Raw genomic sequence first — 21,987 nt, 5'->3', positions numbered from 1 at the left:
AACGCCTTGACAATTTTGGCTGGTTATATGAAGTTAGTATTACATTATAATTATTCTAGTAGAGATAGAATCCCACTAGAGTAAACACCCAAGGAGGACATACAAATGTCATTAATCGGAAAAGAAATCTTACCTTTCAAAGCACAAGCATTCCAAACTGGTGAATTCCTCGAAGTATCGGACAACGACTTCAAAGGTCAATGGAGCGTCGTTTGCTTCTACCCAGCTGACTTCACATTCGTTTGCCCAACTGAACTTGAAGATCTTCAAAACGAATACGCAACACTCAAAAACCTCGGCGTCGAAGTGTACTCAGTATCGACTGACACACACTTCACGCACAAAGCATGGCACGAAACATCAGAGAAAATCGGCAAAATCGAGTACATCATGATTGGTGACCCATCACACACAATTTCACGTAACTTCGACGTCTTGAACGAAGAAGATGGCCTTGCTGACCGCGGTACGTTCATCATCGACCCAGACGGCGTCATCCAAACTGTTGAAATCAACGCAGGCGGCATCGGCCGTGACGCGAGCACGCTCGTCAACAAAGTCAAAGCGGCACAATACGTTCGCAACAACCCAGGCGAAGTCTGCCCGGCTAAATGGGAAGAAGGTTCTGCCACACTTCGCCCGAGCCTCGACCTCGTCGGCAAGTTGTAAGGAGCGGATTACATGTTAGAAGCAGATATTAAACAACAGTTGGACCAATATCTCCAGCTCATGGAGGGCGACGTCGTCCTCCGTGTCAGCGCTGGAGACGACGCGGTCTCAAAAGAGATGCTCGACCTCGTGAACGAACTCGCGAGCATGTCGTCACGCATCTCGGTCGAGAACGTCACGCTCGAACGCACACCGAGCTTCAGCGTGAGCCGTCCGTCTGAAGAGACGGGGATCGTCTTCGCAGGAATCCCGCTCGGTCACGAGTTCACATCACTCGTCCTCGCGTTGCTCCAAGTGAGCGGCCGCGCGCCGAAAGTTGACGCGGATGCGATCAAGCAGATTCAAAACATCGAAGGCACGTATCACTTCGAGTCGTACATCAGCCTCAGCTGCCACAACTGCCCGGACGTCGTCCAGGCACTCAACGTCATGAGCGTGCTCAACCCGAACATCTCACACACGATGATCGACGGTGGCGCGTTCAAGGCGGAAGTGGAAGCGAAAGAAATCATGGCTGTCCCGACCGTCTTCTTGAACGGTGAGGCGTTCGGCAACGGACGGATGTCACTCGAAGAGATTTTAGCGAAACTCGGCACAGGCCCGGACGCTTCGGCGTTTGAAGACAAAGACCCGTACGACGTCCTCGTCATCGGTGGCGGCCCAGCCGGCGCGAGCGCAGCCGTTTATGCAGCTCGTAAAGGTATCCGTACAGGAATCGTCGCCGAGCGCTTCGGTGGTCAAGTGATGGACACGATGGGGATTGAAAACTTCATCGGCACGTCTTACACGGAAGGCCCGAAACTCGTCGCGAGCTTAGAAGAGCACGTGAAAGAGTACGGCATCGACGTCATGAACCTTCAGCGCGCGAAGCGTCTCGAGAAGAACGACCTCGTTGAAGTCGAACTCGAAAACGGTGCTGTCTTGAAGAGTAAGAGCGTCATCCTCTCGACAGGTGCACGCTGGCGCAACGTCAACGTCCCAGGTGAAGCCGAGTTCAAAAACAAAGGTGTCGCTTACTGTCCGCACTGTGACGGCCCGCTCTTTGAAGGCAAACGCGTCGCGGTCATCGGCGGCGGCAACTCTGGGATTGAAGCTGCCATCGACCTCGCCGGGATCGTCAAACACGTCACGGTGCTCGAGTTCGCTCCTGAACTGAAGGCTGACCAAGTACTTCAAGACCGTCTCCACAGCCTCCCGAACGTGACCGTCGTCACGAACGCACAGACGACAGAAATCACAGGTACGGATAAAGTGAACGGCATCTCGTACTTGTCTCGCGAGACGAACGAGACGCATCACGTCGAACTCGAAGGCGTCTTCGTCCAAATCGGTCTCGTCCCGAACACGGACTGGCTCGACTCGGTCGAACGCAACAACTTCGGGGAAGTCGTCGTTGACCGTCACGGCGCGACGAACGTCCCAGGTGTGTTCGCAGCAGGCGACTGCACGAACAGCGCCTATAAGCAAATCATCATCTCGATGGGCTCTGGTGCGACAGCCGCACTCGGTGCTTTCGACTATATGATTCGCAACTAATAGAGAACGCGTCCTCACATTGGAGGACGCGTTTTTATGACTTCTCCTGAATCGGGTAAAAATAGGACTTGGCTCTCTGCCTCGATTTCAAATACATAGACACGTTTCGGTTGGAATGGGTTCCACCCCTCATTCACCACTCCGACATCGTGTACATATGTCACATCCTCATGTACTTTTTTCAGACTACGTTCGGCTTCGACAATCGAATAATTCGGTATCCCAAAATAGACACTGCTGCCAATCAAAAGAGCGAACAGTGCACCTAGTCGTAGCCTCCGACGCGAATTCAACTTTTTCATCGCAAACAACATAGCAACAATCATTCCTGTGGCCACACCGAAAGCCGCTGCGTTCCCGTATAGTGCCTCGTTGACGACCATCATCCCGCCAATCATTAAAATCCCAGACAAGATCCACCATTTCATTCTCATCACCTCTCATTTATTATGACAAAAATAGGAAAATATACAACGCTTGTTTATCTTCCTGCGACCGATTCAAACGTTTGATTCCCCGAGAAAGTGGAATAGCGGACAAGAGAACGGATTTTGAATGAGGAGGCATTATATGAACATCCCAACCATCAAACTGCATGACGGCTACGAGATTCCGGCCATCGGACTCGGTACCGTCTATTTGCGAGGCGAGAACGGTGTCGATGCGATCACGAGCGCTATCCGTAACGGTTACCGTCTCATCGACTCGGCGATCCGTTACGATAACGAAGGTGCGGTCGGGGAGGCCGTCCGTCAATCTGGCATCCCGCGTGAGCAACTGTTTCTGACTTCAAAATTACGCGGTCAATATTTCGACTATGACGACGCGCTCGAGATGATTCGCGAGTCACTCTATCGGGCAAACCTCGACTACTGGGACCTATTTCTCTTACACTGGCCGAACCCGAAGCAAGACAAATATGTCGAGGCGTGGCGTGCGCTCATCCAAGCGAAAGAGAACGGATGGATCCGCTCTATCGGTGTCTCGAACTTCATGCCAGAGCATCTCGACCGTTTGATCGAGGAGACGGGTGAGACACCGGTCATCAATCAAATCGAGATGCACCCCTACTTCTCACAAGTCGAGCAGCGTCAAGCCGACAAGGAGCGAGGGATCATCACTGAGGCGTGGAGCCCGCTCAGCCGTGCCCGGACCGTCATCCATGACGAGACGATCACCGAGCTCGCTAAACAAAAAGGCAAGACGGTGTCACAAATCATTTTGCGCTGGCACGTTCAACTCGGTGTCATCCCGCTCCCCCGGTCGTCGAGCGAGATGCACCAAAAAGAGAACCTCGACGTCTTCAACTTCGAGTTGACCGAAGACGAGATGCAGACCATCGCTGCCTTGACGAAACCGGACGGACGGATTGATGATCAAGACCCAAGAGAATATAAAGAATACTAAAAAGATTGAGCCGCGTGGGCTCAATCTTTTCTCGTTAAAACGCCGGAATTGCCGTTTCTTCGTAATTCTCTTCTAAGAACGCACGCACTTCATCGCTCGTGAGCGCTTCCGCGAGTTTTTGGATCGCTTCATCGTCTTTGTTGTCTTCACGGGCGACGAGCGTGATCGCAAAGTCGTTCTCGACCCCTTCCGTCAAGAGGGCGTCACTCTTCGGCGTCAAGCCGAGCGGTGCCGCATAGGCCGGTGTCATGAGGACCGCGTCGACGTCGTCATAGGCGCGCGCGAGCATGAGCAAATCGACTTCTTGGAACTTGAAGTTCTTCGGGTTGTCCGTAATATCAGCTTGCGTGTAGTACGCGCCGTTCTTCTCGCCGAGCTCGATCACGTCATGTTGGGCAAGGAGCGAGAGCGAACGGTCGATGTTCGACACATCATTCGCGATGGCGATCGTCGCGCCTTCCGGGATATCGTCCATGTTGTCATAGTCTTTCGAGTAGACGCCGTAGTTGGCAAAGTAAATCGGTTCAATCGGGACGAGATTCGCATCGTTACTGCGGTTGAACTCTTCCATGTACGGGACGTGTTGGAAGAAGTTCGCATCGACTTCTTCTGCCGCGAGCGCCGTATTCGGTTGGACGTTGTCCCCGAGGACGACGACTTCGAGCTCGATGTTGTCTTCGGCGAGCTGTTCTTTCGCAATTTCAAGCATGTCCGTCATCGGTGGGATGAGCGAGGCGACTTTGAGCGTCTGCGGCTCGTTTGACGGGGCTTCCGTCGTGTTCGTTTCCGTATCGTTCCCGCATGCTGCGAGCACGAGTGTGAGTGAGACAAAGAGTGCCATCAATTTTTTCATAAGTTTTCTTCCTTCTTTCTATAAGTAATTAGCGTTTGTCGATGAGCCGAGCCACCGTCGTACCGGTGAACTGAATCATCTGGACGAAGACGAGCATGATTAAAATCATGTACATCATCAGTTCCGTCTTAAACTGTTGATAGCCGTATCGAATGGCGAAATCGCCGATACCGCCGCCCCCGACCACCCCCATGATGGTCGAGTACGAGATGAAGCTGATGATTGACGTCGTCAGCCCTAGGACGAGGCCAGAACGGGCTTCGACGTATAAAAACTTGAAGATGACGTCCTTGATGGACGCCCCCATCGACACAGCCGCCTCGACGACGCCACGCGGGACGTCTAACAGCGATTGCTCGACGAGACGCGAGTAATGGGCGATGGCGATGATGGCGAGCGGGACCGTCGCCGCTGCCGTCCCGATGGCTGTTCCGATGATGAGCCGCGTGAATGGAATCAAAAACACGACGAGTAACAAAAACGGGAACGACCGGACAATGTTGACGATCAAGTTAAGGACGGAAAAGACGGCCCGATTCTCGAGCAACTGACCTTTTCGGGACAAGTAAAGCCATGTCCCGAGCGGCAAGCCGACGAGGATGGCGGCGATAATCGACACGCCGACCATGATGAACGTCTCTCCGATCGAGCGCCAAATCTCGGTCTGATATTGCACGAGCACGTCAGGCATCCGTCTCACCTGCCTTCTTCAGCTGGTCGACGAACCAGGCCGGATTGTTGTCGATAGCCGGCACCCCGCCTGGGACGAGGTCGAGCGTCTCATAGACAGCACCATCCGCCATGACGGTCACCCGGTCGCACACTTGTCTGATGACGTCCATCTCGTGCGTGACGATGACGATGGTGACCCCGAGCCGCTCGTTGATTGACTTCAATACACCAAGAATCTCGGCCGTCGTGTTCGGGTCGAGCGATGACGTCGGTTCATCGCATAACAAGACGTGCGGTTCGTTCGCGAGCGCCCGGGCGATCGCAACGCGTTGCTTCTGCCCCCCGCTCAACTGGGCTGGATACTTGTCTTTAAACGTCTCCAGCCCGACGAAGTGAAGACATTCGAGCACTCGGGCCTCGTGCGTCGCTTTCGGTCGACCGGCTAGTTTAAGCGGGGCGACGACATTGTCATAAACGGTCTTGTTGGCGACGAGGTTGAACTGTTGAAAGATCATCCCGATGACGTGCCGCTTCTCTCGAAGTTGCCGTCTCGAGAGTGACGTCAGTGTCGCTCCGTCAATCTCGACCGTTCCGGCGTCTGGCATCTCGAGTAAATTCATCAACCGGAGGAGTGTCGACTTGCCAGCCCCGCTCGCCCCGATGATGCCATAGATGTCACCTCGATCAATGTGCAGCGAGACGTCCCGGACAGCCGTGTCGGGGCCAAACTGTTTGCGTACATTCGTTAACGTGATCATAGACGGTCCCTTTCTCCATAAGAAAACTTGGTGATACCCGTACCCCATTTTAGCGAAGTAAAGGACCGTTGTCAGTTGATGCGTCTTGTCTGAAGTCTATTTACGGATGGTGAAGAACGTTTCACTTCCCATCCGACCCTTCCACCCTCTATAATGAGAACAGACAATACCACAGGGGGTATATCGAATGACTACTGAAATCCTATTAACTTTCGCCGTGCTGGCGTTGGCGATTTTCCTTTTCGTCTCCGACAAGTTGCGGACCGACCTCGTCGCCGTACTCATCATGGTCATCTTGCCTTGGACCGGCGTCATCACAGCGAACGAGGCGTTTGCTGGATTCGCTTCTAACGCGGTCATCTCCGTCATCGGCGTCATGCTGATCGGTTACGGGGTCGAACGCTCTGGCATCATGACCGTGGTCGCGGCATTCATCACGAAACGTGTCGGTGTCAAAGAAAAGAACGTCATGGCGACGACGTCAACGACCGTCGGCTTGATCTCAGCTTTCATGCAGAACATCGGGGCGGCCGCCTTGTTCTTGCCGGCGCTGAAACGAATCAGCAAGAACGCGAACATCCCGGCATCGAAACTGATTATGCCGATGGGGTTCGCCGCCATCCTCGGTGGAACACTTACGATGGTCGCCTCGGGGCCGCTGATCATTTTGAACGACTTATTGACCGAATCCGGGTTCGACGCGTTGAACTTGTTCGCCGTCACACCGATTGGTCTCGCCTTGCTCGCGACGGGAATCATCTATTTCTACTTCGCTGGTGGACTCGTCTTGCCGAAGGCGTCCGGAGAGACGCAAGTGACGAGCGCGTCGTTCATGCAAGAGACGCATAATTTGACGACCGATATCTATGAGCTCGACGTCAACACCCGCCTCGCCGGACAAACGATCGAACAACTCGATATTTGGTCGGCTTACGGAATCAACATCCTCGCTCTTCGTGAAGATGCGAGCCAGATGTATGGTCCGTGGCGCAAGACCCACCTCGCTGAAGGACAGACGCTCGCGATACTCGGGACAAACGAGGCGGTCAGCCGCTTTGCCGTCGACTATGAATTGACAGTCAAACCTGAACTCGAACACTTTGCCTCACTTGAGAATGAAGATGAGAGCGGCTTTGCTGAAATTATCGTCCCCCCGACGTCTCCGTTTATCGGGAAGACGCTCCGTGACATCGGTTTCCGGAAAAACTTCCGTCTCGAACCACTCGCCATCGTCGGAAACGACGGGACGCAGACCAAACTTGAAGAAGTCCCGTTCGAAGCCGGGATGCAGCTCGTCGTCTATGGCAGCTGGAAAGACTTGATCAACCTTCGCAACGGCCGCGAAGTCGCAGTGCTCAGTGACGTGAAAGCGCCCGAACTCGCGCCCCAACAAAACAAGAAAAAACCGGCGCTGTTCGCCATCGCCGTCTCTCTCGGGCTCGTCTTCATGGGCTTCCCGCTGTCGTTAAGTTTCTTCACAGGCGCACTTCTCATGATCTTGCTCGGTGTCATCCCAAAAGAAGAAATTTATCCAGCAATCGATTGGAAGACCGTCTTCTTACTCGCCGGGCTCATTCCGCTCGGTACCGCGTTTGAGAAGAGCGGAGCGGCCGCTTATACGGCGAACGCCATCGTCAACCTCGTCGGGGGATGGAGCACACTCGCCATCTTGTTCATCATCGGTCTCATCACGATGTTCTTCTCGCTCTTCATGTCGAACGTCGCAGCGACCGTCTTACTCGTTCCGCTCGTCCTCATGATGGCGGATACGTTCAGTATGGACCCGATCGGACTCGCCCTTCTCGTCGCCGTCTCAGCCTCGAACTCGTTCATCTTGCCGACGCACCAAGTGAACGCCTTCATCATGGGACCAGGTGGTTACCGGAATGCTGACTACATGAAAGCCGGCGGGATCATGAGCTTGCTCTTCCTCATCGTCTCGGTGTTGATGGTTTACGTCCTGTTCATGTAACGCAAAAAGGAAGAATCCTCGCGATTCTTCCTTTTTTGATGCGTTCACATCGGGTGACGCTTAAAGTGTTCCGCAATATGAGCACGCATCGCATCGCGATTCTCCGCGAAGATTCGGTGGCGATGCCCATTCCCCCCAGACGGATGAGGAAACCCGCTCACGACACGTTCGCTCGCGACAATCCCGCGATCGATGAGCGTCTCGATGGCACGGCGCACATTGATGCCCATCGGTAAGATGAGCGCTTCTTCGATTGAAGCCATCTCATCGGCGAACATCCCGTCGATATAAGGGCGGAACAGACCGGTCCTCAATAGATCCGGACTCGCGCCGTTATAGTTCTTCCCTTTATAGAACACCGGATACGGCAAGACGGCCGTGTTTTGAACGAGATGGTTCGCTTTTCCGAATAAATCGAGCGATGTCTCAATACCGAGGTGACGATGTAAGTCTAAATCATCGAGCATCGTCACCAAGTTTTTACGAATCGGTCCTGAAAAACTGCCTCGCTGTTTGACGGCCCGGAGCGCCTCCTCGTCCGAGGCATCGGCCAAATCGCGAATCGCCTCGAACGATTGGCGCATCTGGTACAAGCCCGGTGTGATGCCCGCGATGACGACTTTCGCATCTGGATTGACGTACTCGAACGGCGCATAATAAATGGTGAGCGGTTTGACCGGATCTTCTTCAAAAAGGAACAAGTCACTCTTCAGCGTCTCTTCCTCTAAGTCTTTCAATTCGATGATCTTTTGTTTATATGCGTGAAAATGGTCGGTTTTAGTTGGCATAAGCATCCCCTCCTCATCATCTTTTCCCTTGATTCGGTGTGATTAACAAACGCAAGAGAACGATGTCATCTAATTAGAGAAGGACGCATGATGAGTCCCTATTTAAGCTTGTATTATCTCGACAGGGGCGAACCCTTTCGTTTTCCGAAAGTTCATCCGATGCGTGAACTGTTCAAGTGCATCAGCCGGGTCGACCCGTGACATATTCATTTGTTCAACCGTCTGGCGGTCATATTGGACGGTAAGGATCAACACATCTTCTTCATGACCGATGCTCGTGTTCAACTGCTTTTCATACGCTTGGACATAGACGACTTGTACCGGTAGCAACGCGAACATTTCCCGGGCAATTCGCAACGCCGCCCCGCACACATAATCTTGATATAGATCATAATAGGCGGTCTTTGTCATCGCACGTTCAGAAAGCTTTCCCGTCTTTGTGAGACTGTAGCCTGTTGTCGGAATCGCTTCTTGTGCATTGACATCGAAGGCGACTTGCACGATTTCCGGTGAGGCGACATTGCATTCGAACCCGCTCCCAAACTCGAGCAAGTCGTCGAACGGCTGAAACGACTCGATCACGTCATAATACGTATCGACTTCGCCGAGTAGGACGCGCTTCGCCAATTCTCTCGCTTCCCGCCATTCCTCATAACGCGTCCGGTCAGCTTCAGCCGCTGCATGCACGTCTTGTTCTAGACGTTGTCTCTGCTTTGATTCTCGATTGAATAGACGATCGATCCAACTCGGTCGGTAGGACTCCAGTTGATCGCGGGCGCTTTGCTCGTTCGGTCCGATCCCGTCGATTTCAAACGGCGGCTCCTGATGATAAATCGCTTTCCAATCGACCGGTTCATCGCTCTCTTGATGAATCGTGCGCATCCGTTCGATTCGATTTTCGTACAGTTCCACTTGAAGCTTGGCGTGTTCTTGTTCTGCCAGCTTCGCTTGCTCTCGTTCACGCTTTGCCAATTCATTTCGTTGTTGGTGGGCCGATGTCTTATAAGAACGCGACGTTGAATACGATAATCCTGTACCCGGAAGTCCGACCGTCGATGTCGATCGGCCGCTGCTGTTGATCGTGTGCCGCAACCCGCGTGTCCCGACACTGACACCGACGCCTCGTTTTCCGACGTTCATTCGTACGCCTGGCGCGATTTTAATACTCTTACGGAATCGTAAACCCATTCTCCATCCTCCTTTGTCATTCATCTCCTATATATTAAACGTACCATAGTTTAGACGAACGAGCATTGACGCTTCTTATCCGCTTTTGTATAGTTAGGAGCGACAAAAACGAATGGAGGAGTGCTCACTTGACTCCAAACGAAACGAGCTCGACCCACTTGCTTGATTTACTCGCCGAGCGCTACGATCAAATCCGGCGCGTGAGTGAACAAGTCTGGAACGACCAACACGACATCTATATCTCCAATTCGGAATGGTACGTGCTCGCCCGAATCTATAATAAGAGACCGACGATCGCCGAGGTGACACGGGGTATTCATGTGTCGCGCCAAGCGACTCACAAGCTCATCAAAAACTTACAAACAAAAGGTCTCGTCAAAGTCACCGACCATCCGACGAGCCGAAAAGATAAATGTATCGAGTTGACCGAACTCGGCGTGGTTTGTTACGAGCAAAACGAGGCGCTCAAAGCGAAACTCGAACAAAACATCGCCAATGCGCTCGGGGAAGATGCCTTCAAACAACTTCAACAACTGCTCCAATCCGATTGGAATCTGTAATCCCTTCAACCACTTTGAAGGGATTTTTTTGCCTTCATAGTTACCACGAAATGTCAACCTAGTTGACATTTCGCATCATGAACTACTATACTTGATGAAAGGAAGAGGTGATCGATTTGTTCAAAACTGGTGATTTAATCATCTATTCGACCCACGGAGTTTGCCGCATCGACGACATTTCCGACATGACGGTCGCGGGTGAGACGAAGTCGTACTACACGCTCCACCCCATCAACAACGCACAGAAATTGCAAATCAGTATCCCCGTCGATAGTGACAAAGTAATGATGTTGACGCTCCTTGAAGCGAAAGAAGCAAAAGAGATCCTCGAATCGTTCCGCTCGCCGGGTGTCGAATGGAATCCCCATCCGAACAACCGCAATCGCGAATTCTTGAACGTCGTGCACTCGGGTAACCGCCACGAAATCGCTCAAGTCATCAACACGCTTGCCCGCCGTCAGAGCGAGGCCCTCTTGTTGAACAAAAAGTTGTATGAACAGGACCGTAAGATTCTAGAGAACGCTAAAACGATCCTCGTGAAAGAACTTTCGCTCGCGCTTGAATTATCGGAAGAAATCATTGATCAACAAATTGCTGCTTATTTGAGCGAAGAACCTGTCGCCACTACTTGATTGGCCCCTTCCGTGCGAAGAGGTCTTTTTTTTTATGTAAAAACCAAAAAGAAAAAGCGAGAATATTTTCGTATTCTCGCCTTCATTCATTCAATTATGGACGACACCTTTCTCTTTCAACCCGAGTGCCATCGCTGTCGACTCATGAATCGTTTTGAACAATTCCGGATGGTCCGAAAGTGATATACCGTATGACGGTACCATCTCTTTAATTTTCATTTCCCACTCCGGCATCCGGGTCGGGAAACATTGTTCGAGTACTTTCAACATGACGTGGACGGCCGTTGAAGCACCGGGCGACGCACCGAGGAGTGCCGCGACCGAACCGTCTTCGGCACTGACGACTTCCGTCCCAAACTGGAGCGTCCCTTTACCTTGCGGTGTATCTTTGATGACTTGGACCCGTTGCCCGGCCACGACGATTTCCCAGTCCTCATTTTTCGCGGTCGGGATAAACTCACGAAGTTCATCCATGCGTTTGTCATGTGATAAGAGCACTTGCTCGATCAAATATTTCGTGAGCGGCATTTCTTTTGCGCCGGCTGCGAGCATTGTCACCACGTTATACGGTTTGACCGATTGGATGAGATCGAGGTTTGAGCCCGTTTTTAAAAACTTCGGCGTGAAGCCAGCGAACGGACCGAACAACAACTCTTTCCGATTATTGATGTAACGTGTGTCGAGGTGCGGTACCGACATCGGCGGTGCACCGACTTTCGCTTTGCCGTATACTTTCGCGTGATGTTGCTCGACGACGTCCCTGTTTTTACAGACGAGGAACAGGCCGCTCACTGGGAATCCACCGATGTGTTTCGATTCCGGGATCCCCGTCTTCTGCAGGAGCGGCAAACTGCCGCCACCGCCACCGATGAAGAGGAACGGCGCCGTGTGCGTCTCAATCGTATTCGCCTCGATGTCTTTCACTTTCACTTCCCACAAGCCGTTGGCCAGACGCTTCACATCTTCGACACTATGTTTGTAATTGACCTCGACGCCTTGGTTCGTCAAATGGTCGAACAACATCCGTGTGAGCGCACCAAAGTTGACGTCTGTCCCGGAATCGATTTTCGTGGCGGCGATTGGTTCGTCCACCGTCCGGCCTTCCATGACAATCGGCATCCACTCGCGCAATTGCGTCGGGTCGTCCGACAAGACCATCCCTTCGAACAACGGGTTATTTGTTAGCGCTTCCAAACGTTTTTTCAAGAAGCGGATATCTTTCTCCCCTTGTACCATGCTCATATGTGGAATCGACCGGATAAAATCTTCCGGTTGCTGAATCAAGCCTTTGTTTACGAGGTGCGCCCAAAACTGACGCGAGACTTGGAACTGTTCATTGACGTTGATCGCTTTCGAGATATCGAGCGACCCGTCCGGATTTTCAGTCGTATAGTTCAACTCGCAAAGGGCGGCGTGACCGGTCCCAGCGTTGTTCCATTCGTTCGAACTTTCTTCCCCTGCACTTTCGAGCTTTTCGAACACTTTGATTTCCCACTCCGGTACGAGCTCTTTAAAGAGCGATCCGAGCGTCGCGCTCATCACTCCTGCACCAATCAAAATGACGTCTGTTTTCTTTTGGACACTGCTCATGAAAACCCCATCCTTCTCCCCTGAATTTGTGCGTGAGACCACCGTATAAATCCCCATTCATCGGCAGTCCCGTTTATAATCGTTATACTGATTATAACGCTTTTGTGATGAATGATAAGGGTTAAGTACGGAAAACATCGATGAAACTTTTTCGAAAGGAGAGAAAGAAGATGAGACGTGGCGTCAGTTTCAAAATTCCAAACGCATACGGACGCTATCTGTCAGAACTATTGCGTCCGATCGAGATAGAACGCTATACGTGGCTAGTCGGCGGTGAAGAATCTTACATCGTAGGAGATGATGGTTTAGAACGACTCTTGTTTCCTCAACAGACCGTACTCGATGGTGAGACCTTTTCCCAATCGGTCTATGATGGCGAGCAATACCTCATCTTCGTGAACGTGAAGGCATTTTCGACACGACCTGTCGCTGACGTAGAAACATACGAAGCGTATATGGATAGCGACTGTGAAATCGCACTCCTTATCATCGACTCCACGTTCGTCGACCTCTACTGCAAGGATGAACACCTGCTTGAGTCGCTTTATCAGCATGCCCTCTCGTGCGGGTATGAGGACGTCGCCTATTTGACCGATACGAACGATACGAGAACGCGTTTAACAATTTGGTAAGCAGTATCCCCAAGATCAAGGAGAATCCATCATGACAACCATCTATCTCATCCGTCACTGCTCCGCCACCGGACAGGCGCCAGACGCCCCGCTCACGGAAGCAGGTGAACGACAAGCACTCGCCCTCCGTGATTTCTTTCAAGACGTTCCGGTCACACGCATCATCTCGAGCGACTACGAACGGGCCGTCGCTTCAATCACACCGTTCGCCACAGCGAGTGAGTTGTCGATTGAAACAGAGCCGAAACTGCGCGAACGAACCCTGTCCTTAGAGCCTCGCGAGGATTGGTTGGAGTTGCTGCGTCATTCTTTTCAAGACAACTCGTTCGCTTTACCCGGCGCTGAATCCGGACAAGACGCGACCGCGCGGATTTTAGACGTCGTCGACCGCACGGACGGTCCGACGATTCTCGTGACACACGGCAACCTGCTCGCGCTTTTGTTACAACATGTGGATAACTGTTATTCGGTCAAGCGCGTCTGGTCCGACCCTGCTTGTGGATAACGTTATCCACAGAAAAAGCCGCCTCCTTCGAGACGGCTTCCTACTTTCACTTTTCCACAAAAAACATCGAGATGGCACCGAGACCGACGTGTGTCCCGACCGAGACACCCATCTGCATAAGGTAGATGTCCCCATCGAAGTCTGTCTCCGCCTCGATTTTCGCTTTCAAGTTCTCAGCAATCTTTTGGTCCGACGTATAACCGATGATGATGAAATTCGTGATGTCGCGATCACAGCGCTTCACGAACTGATCGGTATAATGCTTGAGCACTTTGCGCGTGCCGCGCTCTTTGGCGACGACGGCACCTTTGCCGTCCTTCATGCTCATGATCGGCTTGACCATGAGCAGCTTGCCGATGATGGCGCCCGCGTTTGAGATGCGTCCGCTCTTGATCAAGTGATCCAAGTCGTCGACCGACAAGAAATGCTTCACTTTCATCTTATACGTCTCGTTAAACTCAACGAGCTCTTCGAACGTGGCGCCCGCTTCACGCATCTGGGCACTCTTCATCAACAGCCAACCGCTCCCGTGGCTCATCGAGCGCGAGTCGACGATATGAATCTTCACGGGCGAGTCCGGGTGGGCCTCTTCGAAATACTCTTTCCCGAGCACCGCTGATTGATACGACCCGCTCGTCCCGCTCGACATACAGATGCAAAGAATCTCGTCATGTCCCGCTTCGACCGCGTCTTCCATCAACTTCATGAACGTGGCCGGACTCGGCATCGCCGTCGTCGGGAATTCCGGTAGCGCTTCCAACATTCCGTACAAATCATCGGGCTGGATGTCGACGCGGTCCTCGTACGATTTGTTATCAATCGTCACGATTAGCGGAGCGACCCCGATCTCGTATTTGGCTAAAATCTCATCTGACAAATCGCATGTTGAGTCTGCTAGTAATTTAATCATAGTACCTCCAAATATCTTTCCTCTGTGACGGGAATCATCCTAGTTCATTTCGTCGATCCAGACGTCACGATAGGATTCCTTTATTGTACCAGAAATGGGGGGTGAGATGTTTTGTTACTAGGCTTGAACGTGTGATTGTTTCTCATGTCAAAGCCCCCGTTCCGTCGGATGATGCGTGACGCTTCCGATTTAGCTCACGCCATCAAGTCTATACGTTTCCATACAAAGACCTCCATAGATAAAATGTCGCATACGCCTCCCAACCGGCGAACGATTCACCGATGGTCCATACTTCTTCTAGCGTCACTTTTTCGTTTCGATTGAGATGATGCTTTAACGCTTGATGCAGACCGGCGTCGGTCACTGGGAAAGCTGTCTTGTCTTGAAAACATTTCATACGCACATAGTCGGCTGTCCATTCGCCGACACCGCGAAGTTCAAGCAAACGGACTTGAATTTGTTCTGGGGAATAGGTGCGTAACTGTTGTTTAGATAACGTGCCCGCTGTCATTTCCCGAGCAATCCCGATGATATATTCTGCTTTGCGCATACTGAACTGCATGTCTCGCAAGTCACTAGGTGCCAGCTCAGCGACGTTCTCCGGTCTCGGGAATGCCCAATACGTCACACCATCCACTTCTCGCTCCCGTCCGTAACGCTCGACGAATCGGCGTTTCAACGTGTAGGCGAACGACAACGTGATTTGTTGACCGATGACGGCCCAGGCGAGCGCCTCGAACAAGTCAGGGAATCCGATCAACCTGAGCCCCTTATACTCTCGGACGAGCGGCCGCAACAAGTCGTGCGTTTCCGCCAAACGTTCGAAGCCGGCTACGTCTTGGTCGAGGTCGAACCACTCGCGGACGTATCGTTCCACGCACGTCTCGTCTTCGCTCGTTACGTCATCTGCCGGGAACGTGACGACGAGGCCCTGGGTCCCTTTCTTGATTTCACCTAACAACAGGCGTCCGTTCACATCAAACAGTTTCCATACTGCGTCGCCGGTCGCCACGTGCATCACTTCTGCGTTCGACCGGCGCAAAAACGTGAGGCACTGGTGAAAGTCAAACGGCGAATCGACTGAAATCGTAAGTTGAGTCGGTTTCATTGCATCCCCCTCATCTCTTCTACTGTAACAAATTCATCTTTCCCCATTTCTGCACGTTCTATTACTTTCCATGAACCCTTATCGTCTTGAAGGTACAAAAAAGAGTGACGCCAGTCGTGCGCGCCACTCTTCGGTCGTGATTTACTTCACTGCCACTTCCACGTTGTCGATGATCACATCGTGCGCACCGAGCGGTGAACCGTCCGTGCGACCGAGGAGGAACTTGAGCGCCGTCATGTCTTTTTGTGGCATGACGAGTTCGAACTCAAACGTCTTCGCATCTTGTCCGAGCGCGACGATTTCGCTCAAGTAACGCGTATACGATGCGTTCTCAACCGTCACTTCCATGTTACGCGCGGTTGTCGACGAAGCGTCGAAGCGGACGACATACGTCTGGCCTGGATGTAACTCGAGACCACCCTGCTCCATCAGCACGCTCCACGGCTCTTGGCCTTCGTTCGCAATCGCAAGGCGGGCTGCTTCATTCACAGCCTCGACCGAAGCTTGCGCGTCATAGTGGACGTACGAGCCCCAATGCGTCAACCCTTCCGCAAACGTACCGTTCTTCAGTGGTGCCGGGTCGAACTCGATTGGCGTCACGTCGAACAACTTCACGTCGTCGATCGCAATCTCACCTTTCGCCGAACCGAGGACGAAGCGCAATTGGCTCAACAAATCCGTCTCCGCGTTCATCGTGAACGGAATTTCAAACGTTTCAAACTCGCGTGTCAACGCGACGTCTTGGAGCGGCGTATACGCTTCGCCGTCTAGACCTGCAAATCCGACTTGAAGTGTGTTGATGCGTTCTGCTTTTGCTTTGAAGCGAAGTACGTACTCATGTCCTTCTTGCAACTGAATCCCATTTTGTACGAGCGTTGCCGGCTCACCTTTTTTCGGGTTCGCTTTGAACAAGAAGTGGCGGAGCTCCTCATCGACCGTACCTGTGCCTTTCGTCGCACCCGGGTCGAACTGCCAGAACGTCATACGGTCCATCGCCCCTTGGTCGAACGTTCCGTTGTAGACGTGGTTGCCGTCACCGAGCGCCGGTTTCGTCGCGTTCGGGTCGAGCGCTTCGCGCGGAGTCTGCTCGACACGGACGTTTCCGATTTGGACACCCGCCGTGCTGAGGCCGACGTTGAACTCGAGACGCGCCGCGAGGTCCGTGTCTTCCGTCATATCAAACGTCATCGAATACGTCTTCACGTCGGTCGTCAAATCGAATGAGCCTTCATCCGAATATTTTGCGTAACCGCGGTCTGGTCCGCCGCCGACTTTCACGGCGATCGAGCGGGCCGAATCGGCGCTCGCGTCAAACGTCACTTTGTAGTGACCGCCTTTACCGAGCGCAACGTTTTGAATCAATTGGTGTGAATACGGCTGGCTGCCGGCTTGACTGATCGAAATGTCCGCAAAGCGTGAGCCTGCTTTTTCAATGACGTCAACCGTTCCGACACCGCCAAAGTCCGGCAACGCCACGTAGTTCCAATACGTCGGGTCGAGCGCTTGTGAGCCGTTCGTCACGGTCGTAATCGGCTTGTCATAAGCTTGGTCGTAAACGAGGTTGCCGTCTTCAGACGGTTGTTTTGCCCCATCTGGAAGTACGATTTCTTCATCCGTGTACACTGGTTCCACTGCCTGACGATAGTCGCGGTTCTGTAAATCGAACACTCGGACGTAATCGACTTCCATGTCAGCCGGGAACGGGGTCGTCTCATCGACATCACCGTCAAACCAGCCGCCGACGGCCAAGTTCATGATCAAATAGAAGTTTTGGTCGAACGGAGCCGGGTAACTGAATTTCGTCGCTTGGTTCAAGCCTTTGGCGTACCAATCGTTTTGTGTCTGATACAGTTTTCCATCGACGTACCAACGCAACTCGCCAGGCTCCCACTCCACGGCATATGTATGCCATTTGTCGATGCCATTGCCTTCTTCAAAGTGATAGTCTTTGCCCGTATACTTGTTGTTTGGCCACGTCTCACCGTAATGAATCGTACCGGCGACTTTGTCTGGTTGACTGCCCCACGATTCCATGATGTCGATTTCACCCGAAGCGGCCCACCCACCGTAACGGTCATCTTCCGGAAGCATCCAAAATGCTGGCCATAGCCCTTTACCGATTGGAAGTTTTGCCCGCATCTCGTAACGGCCGTACGTTTGATTGAACTTCCCTTTCGTCGTCAACTTCGCCGACGTATAATCATACGTCCCAAGTTCGTCTGTCGTCTGCTCTTTTAAAGCGCGAATAACGAGCTTCCCGTCTTTTACGAAAGCGTTTTCGTTTTTGTCCGTGTAAAATTGCTTCTCATTGTTTCCCCATCCTGGTGCGACTGGATTCCCATCCTTATCAAGCAACCAGTTCCCCGTGTCGAAGTTCCATTTCGTTTGATCAATTTCAGATGTGTTGAACTCATCTGACCAAACGAGCTTCCATTTCGTGTTGTCTTTCTTCTCCGGTTTCGCGGCATCTGCGCCATGTGCGCCTGACAAGACAAGACCGGTACCGAGAGCGAGTGCGAGTGCTACCCATTTCTTCATCAAAATTCCTCCTTTGACATAAATGAAGGCAGACACACTCAAACCGTCCCTGCCTTTACGCTGAACCCACGCGCCAATATTGAAACCGCTTTCCGAAAGCGCTTTCGTTACGTTTATTATAATTTTTTTACATGCCTAGATTCAACCATTTTCTTGAAGTGAAATGAAAATGAAACATTAAAAAACATCGGCCTATGAGTCAGGTCGATGCTTCCGTTATGGTCCATTCCGAGAACGTGACGCTGAAACTATCCGCTTTCGCGTCAGGGCTACACGCGTACGGTCCTACGCGTAACGCCGATACGTCGTGGAGATGGGCGATGCGCAACTGTTCACGCCTGCCGTCCCCGTATTCGAAAAACACCTCGACGTCTCCGTCTGTATAGACGAGTTCGAACGTCTTCGGTCCGCTTATGTCCTCGTTCGGGAAATCTCGTGTCGACCAATCCGAGTAGCCGTAGGAGGTGACGACCGCCCCAAGGTGCGACGGGCCGTCCGGGATAAATTCGATGGACGTCTTCAGCCAATGGTCGTCATTCACATACAACAAGATGCCGGCCTGGTCATACGTGTGGCTCGGCTCCATTTCGATCGTGGCGCGGCATGTGAAGCGTTCGGCTGACACGTCCGTCAACAAGGCGTGCGCCGTCATCCGGTTGAACCCGTAGTGCGTGTTGCGCCAAAAATCCGTGTCGGCCAACGTATGAAACGTCAGTCGTTCCGTTATTTCCACGTCGCTCGGTTCATTCATCCACTGATATTGCTTCCACACGGTTAATTCCTCCCCATTGTCCTCGCATCGCAAACAGCAATGGAATCATCGGTTCATGATACGGAATGAACGCGCCGCTTCGAATCATGTTCAAAATCGTCGCCTCGTCCGCCCACTGTACGGCTTGCACTTCTGATTCCTGGAGCGTCAACTCGTCAAGGTCGACGTCCGCCTCGACGAGATAGATGTCATCGAACCCTTCGTCAAAGTTGACGGTCAAGTGTGGTCGCGTATCCGCCAAATCGAGTTTCAACCCAATCTCTTCCTCGAGCTCGCGCATCGCCGCCTGTTGACTCGTATCCCCGACCGTTGCGCTGCCGCCGACCGTGATGTCCCACATGTTCGACCACCCGTCTTTGAACGGTTGGCGCTGTTGAATCAACATCTGTCCGTTTGTGTTGAAAATACAGACGTGGATGACGAGGTGATAATCCCCTTGTGCGAGGCGCGTCCCTCGTTCCCACGTCCGTCCTGTCTTCTCGCGATTGACTGTATACACGTCCCATAGCTCCATTTTTTCTTCACCTTTACGTCGCGGCGCTTGAAGATGCCGCTTGATCGGCTTTGACGCAGTCGATGGCGACGACAATCGAGATGAGCAGATGTTCCATCTTCTCGTCCATGACTTGAATCTCGTACGTATCGCCCCACGTCAGCCATTTCTTCTGAACGCTGCCGATGACTTGACCGTCCTGTTTCACTTCGAAGTCCATGTCCCACCAGTTGCCGTCGACTTCAATCCCGGCCGCGTCGATCGTATAGCGCGGTTTGAAGAACGTGAACTCTTTCGAGATCGTCAACGTCTCTTCGCCTTCGACGTCAACGTAAAACTTCGGCAAGAAACTGAACGTCTTTTTCGTGATCGTCGTGATCTCGCGTCCGCTCGTGTCCGAGATGGCAAACGACTTCGGCAGCTTCATGAAGCTTCCTTCGACGAAATAGATGTCGTGCTCGTCGGCATCCTTAATGGTAAAGCGTCCGCGCAAACTAAACACTTTCTGTTTCATGTATAGCGTGTTCATGTTCATTCCTCCGATTCGTTGATTATTCTTCTCTCTATACGACTGTTTACCCGAATATGGTTCAACCTTTCGTGGTGCAAAACAACTGTTTATACGAAACGTTAAGGGCGTATAATGAGAGAAGGGGGTGGGAACATGGTTTCTGACGTGATTAACCAAACGGTCATCGAAACGATTCGACAGAAGACAGATGCGGAATTCATTTTGTTGTTCGGTTCATTCGCAAAAGGAACAGCACGGGATGACAGTGATGTAGATCTCGCATATTTCAGTCAGAAGCGCCTCTCACCTTATGAACGTTTCACATTGGCGAACGAAGTGGCCCTCTTATGCGGTCGAGACGTCGACCTGATCGACATCCGTGAAGTGGACACCATCTTCGCCATGCAGATTTTCTCAGAGGGCATCCCTCTGCTCGTGCAAGACGAAAATGAATGGATTCGGCAACGGATTAAAGCATATCGAATGTATGCCGAGTTGAACGAACAGCGCCAAATGATATTAAACAATATTCAATCTAGGGGAAGTGTGTTTGATGAATGATGTGATTCTTATTGAACTACCTCCACCTACGCTTCGCTAAGAGGTGGAGGATTCCTGGGTCATCCGGTCTAACGACCGGAACCTGGCCAGGCTAACCCCGTCGTCCCGACGGTTGAAGAAGCCAAGATACGTTCAGCCTCTAATTTCAAGTTCATTCCTGCGTTGATATCTCGGTCGTGGTGGGTCCCGCAACCCGGGCATGTCCACTCACGCAAAGCGAGATGCTTCACGTCCTTGTGTCGATGGCCGCAACCCGAACAGAGCTGGCTCGAGGCGAATGTCCTCCCGACCTTCACGACGGTCTTCCCGTACCAGTCCGCCTTGTATGCGAGCATGCGGAAAAATTCCGACCAGCCCGCGGCGGAGATGGCCCTGCTCAGCCGGCGGTCCTGCTGCATGTCCTTCACCTGCAGCGTCTCGATGCCGATGACGTCGTGGTTTTTGACGATCTCGGTCGATACCTTGTGCAGGAAGTCGGTACGCTTGTTGGCGATTTTCTCATGGATGCGGGCGACCTTGCGCTTCTGCTTCTGATAGTTCTTGGCCTCCGACAGCTTGATGTTCTTGCCCAGGGCGATGAGCCGACGGCGGGACAGCTTGCGCTGCTCGCGGGCGAGTCTCTTCTCGAGCGTGCGGAAGTCGTGATCGTCCAGGTGCTCCGTGCCGTCGGACAGGACGGCGAAACGTCTCAGCCCGACGTCGACGCCGATCGTGGAGCCGGTCTTCGGCAGCTCGTCGATTTCCTGCTCGACGCACAGGGAGACGAAGTACTTGCCCGAGGCGTTCCGTCGGATCGTGGCGTTCAAGATACGGCCCTCGACCCGTCTCGAGTTGGCGAAGCGGACCCACTTCAGCTTCGGGAGCTTGAGCTTGTTGCCGACGATCGACACCTCGGGAAGTTGGCACTTGCCTTGGACGTTCGTCGTGTAGGATTGGACGGGGTTCCGCTTCGACTTGAACCGTGGCCGTTCGTTCTGCTTCTTGAAGAAGCGGTCGTACGCCTCGACCAGATGTTTGACGCTGTTTTGCACAGACGTGCTATCGACTTCCTTCAACCAGTCGAACTGTTGCTTCAACAAAGGGATTTCTTTCGAACAAGAGCCGTAGGACAGTCCTTTTCCGGTCACCTTGTAGGTTTCTTCCCACTTCGACAAGAAGTGGTTGAAGACGAAGCGTGAACAACCGATCGTCTTGGCGATCAGGATCTCCTGTTCCGTTGTCGGATAGATCCGGAACTGATACGCTTTATGCTTCAGCATGATGTTCACCTCCCTTAGGTATTTATACCCGAAAGAGAGGTCGGCGATTCATCGCCCACTTTCACGAGGGCTT

Annotated in this window: 23 protein-coding genes; 9 read left to right on the top strand and 14 right to left on the bottom strand. The window is 52.5% G+C overall.

Annotated elements, in window-relative coordinates:
• Positions 1–105 precede the first annotated feature (105 nt).
• Both ahpC and ahpF read left to right on the top strand, forming a co-directional pair.
• Positions 106–669, top strand: a complete 564-nt coding sequence (ahpC, locus tag JJU47_RS12050; RefSeq protein ID WP_021067918.1) for an alkyl hydroperoxide reductase subunit C — start codon at positions 106–108, stop codon at positions 667–669.
• A 12-nt stretch (positions 670–681) separates the two neighbouring features.
• Positions 682–2,205 carry an alkyl hydroperoxide reductase subunit F gene (ahpF, locus tag JJU47_RS12045; RefSeq protein WP_228619777.1) on the top strand — a complete coding sequence of 508 codons (1,524 nt, stop codon included), beginning with the start codon at positions 682–684 and terminating at the stop codon, positions 2,203–2,205.
• A 14-nt stretch (positions 2,206–2,219) separates the two neighbouring features.
• Here ahpF and JJU47_RS12040 read toward each other — a convergent pair whose 3' ends face one another.
• Positions 2,220–2,633, bottom strand: coding sequence for a hypothetical protein (locus JJU47_RS12040; protein WP_228619775.1), 414 nt, complete (start codon positions 2,631–2,633; stop codon positions 2,220–2,222).
• A gap of 142 nt (positions 2,634–2,775) precedes the next feature.
• On the opposite strand from JJU47_RS12040, the gene JJU47_RS12035 reads away from it, so the two are divergent.
• Positions 2,776–3,612, top strand: a complete 837-nt coding sequence (locus JJU47_RS12035) for an aldo/keto reductase (protein WP_228619772.1) — start codon at positions 2,776–2,778, stop codon at positions 3,610–3,612.
• Positions 3,613–3,646: 34 nt separating this feature from the next.
• On the opposite strand, the gene JJU47_RS12030 is transcribed toward JJU47_RS12035, so the two are convergent.
• Genes JJU47_RS12030 through JJU47_RS12020 form a run of 3 tightly spaced genes read right to left on the bottom strand, consistent with a single transcriptional unit; the run spans position 3,647 to position 5,895 of the window.
• Entirely contained in the window at positions 3,647–4,465 is an 819-nt protein-coding gene (locus JJU47_RS12030; protein ID WP_228619769.1) for a MetQ/NlpA family ABC transporter substrate-binding protein, read from the bottom strand.
• 28 nt (positions 4,466–4,493) lie between these two features.
• Positions 4,494–5,156 (bottom strand): methionine ABC transporter permease, encoded by a 663-nt coding sequence (locus tag JJU47_RS12025; protein WP_228619767.1) that lies wholly within the window; start codon positions 5,154–5,156, stop codon positions 4,494–4,496.
• Positions 5,149–5,895 carry a methionine ABC transporter ATP-binding protein gene (locus tag JJU47_RS12020; protein WP_228619765.1) on the bottom strand — a complete coding sequence of 249 codons (747 nt, stop codon included), beginning with the start codon at positions 5,893–5,895 and terminating at the stop codon, positions 5,149–5,151. The genes JJU47_RS12025 and JJU47_RS12020 overlap by 8 nt, the downstream gene beginning before the upstream one ends.
• Before the next feature lie 187 nt (positions 5,896–6,082).
• Here JJU47_RS12020 and JJU47_RS12015 point away from each other — a divergent pair, with 187 nt between their 5' ends.
• Entirely contained in the window at positions 6,083–7,867 is a 1,785-nt protein-coding gene (locus JJU47_RS12015) for an SLC13 family permease (protein ID WP_228619761.1), read from the top strand.
• A gap of 44 nt (positions 7,868–7,911) precedes the next feature.
• Here the strand turns inward: JJU47_RS12015 and JJU47_RS12010 are convergent, their stop codons facing one another.
• Complete coding sequence (locus JJU47_RS12010; RefSeq protein WP_228619758.1) at positions 7,912–8,655, bottom strand: hypothetical protein; 744 nt, start codon at positions 8,653–8,655, stop codon at positions 7,912–7,914.
• Positions 8,656–8,757: 102 nt separating this feature from the next.
• Positions 8,758–9,843: a DUF4236 domain-containing protein gene (locus JJU47_RS12005; protein WP_228619756.1), complete on the bottom strand. Its 1,086-nt coding sequence runs from the start codon at positions 9,841–9,843 to the stop codon at positions 8,758–8,760.
• A 128-nt stretch (positions 9,844–9,971) separates the two neighbouring features.
• Between JJU47_RS12005 and JJU47_RS12000 the strand changes: the two genes are divergently transcribed.
• Entirely contained in the window at positions 9,972–10,403 is a 432-nt protein-coding gene (locus JJU47_RS12000; RefSeq protein ID WP_228619753.1) for a MarR family winged helix-turn-helix transcriptional regulator, read from the top strand.
• A 107-nt stretch (positions 10,404–10,510) separates the two neighbouring features.
• On the top strand, positions 10,511–11,035 hold the full coding sequence (locus JJU47_RS11995) for a CarD family transcriptional regulator (RefSeq protein ID WP_029596405.1): 525 nt from the start codon (positions 10,511–10,513) through the stop codon (positions 11,033–11,035).
• 90 nt (positions 11,036–11,125) lie between these two features.
• On the opposite strand, the gene mqo is transcribed toward JJU47_RS11995, so the two are convergent.
• Positions 11,126–12,625 carry a malate dehydrogenase (quinone) gene (gene mqo, locus JJU47_RS11990; protein ID WP_228619751.1) on the bottom strand — a complete coding sequence of 500 codons (1,500 nt, stop codon included), beginning with the start codon at positions 12,623–12,625 and terminating at the stop codon, positions 11,126–11,128.
• A 170-nt stretch (positions 12,626–12,795) separates the two neighbouring features.
• Here mqo and JJU47_RS11985 point away from each other — a divergent pair, with 170 nt between their 5' ends.
• Positions 12,796–13,257: a DUF2691 family protein gene (locus tag JJU47_RS11985; protein WP_228619749.1), complete on the top strand. Its 462-nt coding sequence runs from the start codon at positions 12,796–12,798 to the stop codon at positions 13,255–13,257.
• Positions 13,258–13,288: 31 nt separating this feature from the next.
• Entirely contained in the window at positions 13,289–13,762 is a 474-nt protein-coding gene (locus tag JJU47_RS11980; RefSeq protein WP_228619746.1) for a histidine phosphatase family protein, read from the top strand.
• A gap of 46 nt (positions 13,763–13,808) precedes the next feature.
• On the opposite strand, the gene JJU47_RS11975 is transcribed toward JJU47_RS11980, so the two are convergent.
• The 6 genes from JJU47_RS11975 to JJU47_RS11950 form a co-directional block, all read right to left on the bottom strand.
• Positions 13,809–14,672, bottom strand: coding sequence for a DegV family protein (locus JJU47_RS11975; RefSeq protein ID WP_228619744.1), 864 nt, complete (start codon positions 14,670–14,672; stop codon positions 13,809–13,811).
• A gap of 208 nt (positions 14,673–14,880) precedes the next feature.
• Positions 14,881–15,780, bottom strand: coding sequence for a DNA-3-methyladenine glycosylase family protein (locus JJU47_RS11970; RefSeq protein ID WP_228619741.1), 900 nt, complete (start codon positions 15,778–15,780; stop codon positions 14,881–14,883).
• 141 nt (positions 15,781–15,921) lie between these two features.
• Positions 15,922–18,318, bottom strand: coding sequence for a carbohydrate binding domain-containing protein (locus JJU47_RS11965; RefSeq protein ID WP_228619739.1), 2,397 nt, complete (start codon positions 18,316–18,318; stop codon positions 15,922–15,924).
• A gap of 199 nt (positions 18,319–18,517) precedes the next feature.
• Positions 18,518–19,090 (bottom strand): DUF1349 domain-containing protein, encoded by a 573-nt coding sequence (locus JJU47_RS11960; protein ID WP_228619736.1) that lies wholly within the window; start codon positions 19,088–19,090, stop codon positions 18,518–18,520.
• On the bottom strand, positions 19,062–19,604 hold the full coding sequence (locus JJU47_RS11955) for an NUDIX hydrolase (RefSeq protein ID WP_228619733.1): 543 nt from the start codon (positions 19,602–19,604) through the stop codon (positions 19,062–19,064). The genes JJU47_RS11960 and JJU47_RS11955 overlap by 29 nt, the downstream gene beginning before the upstream one ends.
• Before the next feature lie 13 nt (positions 19,605–19,617).
• Entirely contained in the window at positions 19,618–20,112 is a 495-nt protein-coding gene (locus tag JJU47_RS11950) for an LURP-one-related/scramblase family protein (RefSeq protein ID WP_228619730.1), read from the bottom strand.
• Between the two features lie 135 nt (positions 20,113–20,247).
• On the opposite strand from JJU47_RS11950, the gene mntA reads away from it, so the two are divergent.
• The gene (mntA, locus tag JJU47_RS11945) at positions 20,248–20,655 is read left to right on the top strand and encodes a type VII toxin-antitoxin system MntA family adenylyltransferase antitoxin (RefSeq protein WP_228619728.1); all 408 of its coding nucleotides are present in this window, start codon (positions 20,248–20,250) and stop codon (positions 20,653–20,655) included.
• A 68-nt stretch (positions 20,656–20,723) separates the two neighbouring features.
• On the opposite strand, the gene tnpB is transcribed toward mntA, so the two are convergent.
• Entirely contained in the window at positions 20,724–21,914 is a 1,191-nt protein-coding gene (gene tnpB, locus JJU47_RS11940; protein WP_228619725.1) for an IS200/IS605 family element RNA-guided endonuclease TnpB, read from the bottom strand.
• Positions 21,915–21,987: the final 73 nt, after the last annotated feature.

It is taken from the genome of Exiguobacterium sp. (genome assembly GCF_020832205.1).
Lineage (GTDB): Bacteria > Bacillota > Bacilli > Exiguobacteriales > Exiguobacteriaceae > Exiguobacterium.
This window is presented reverse-complemented; position numbering and strand designations above follow the sequence as displayed.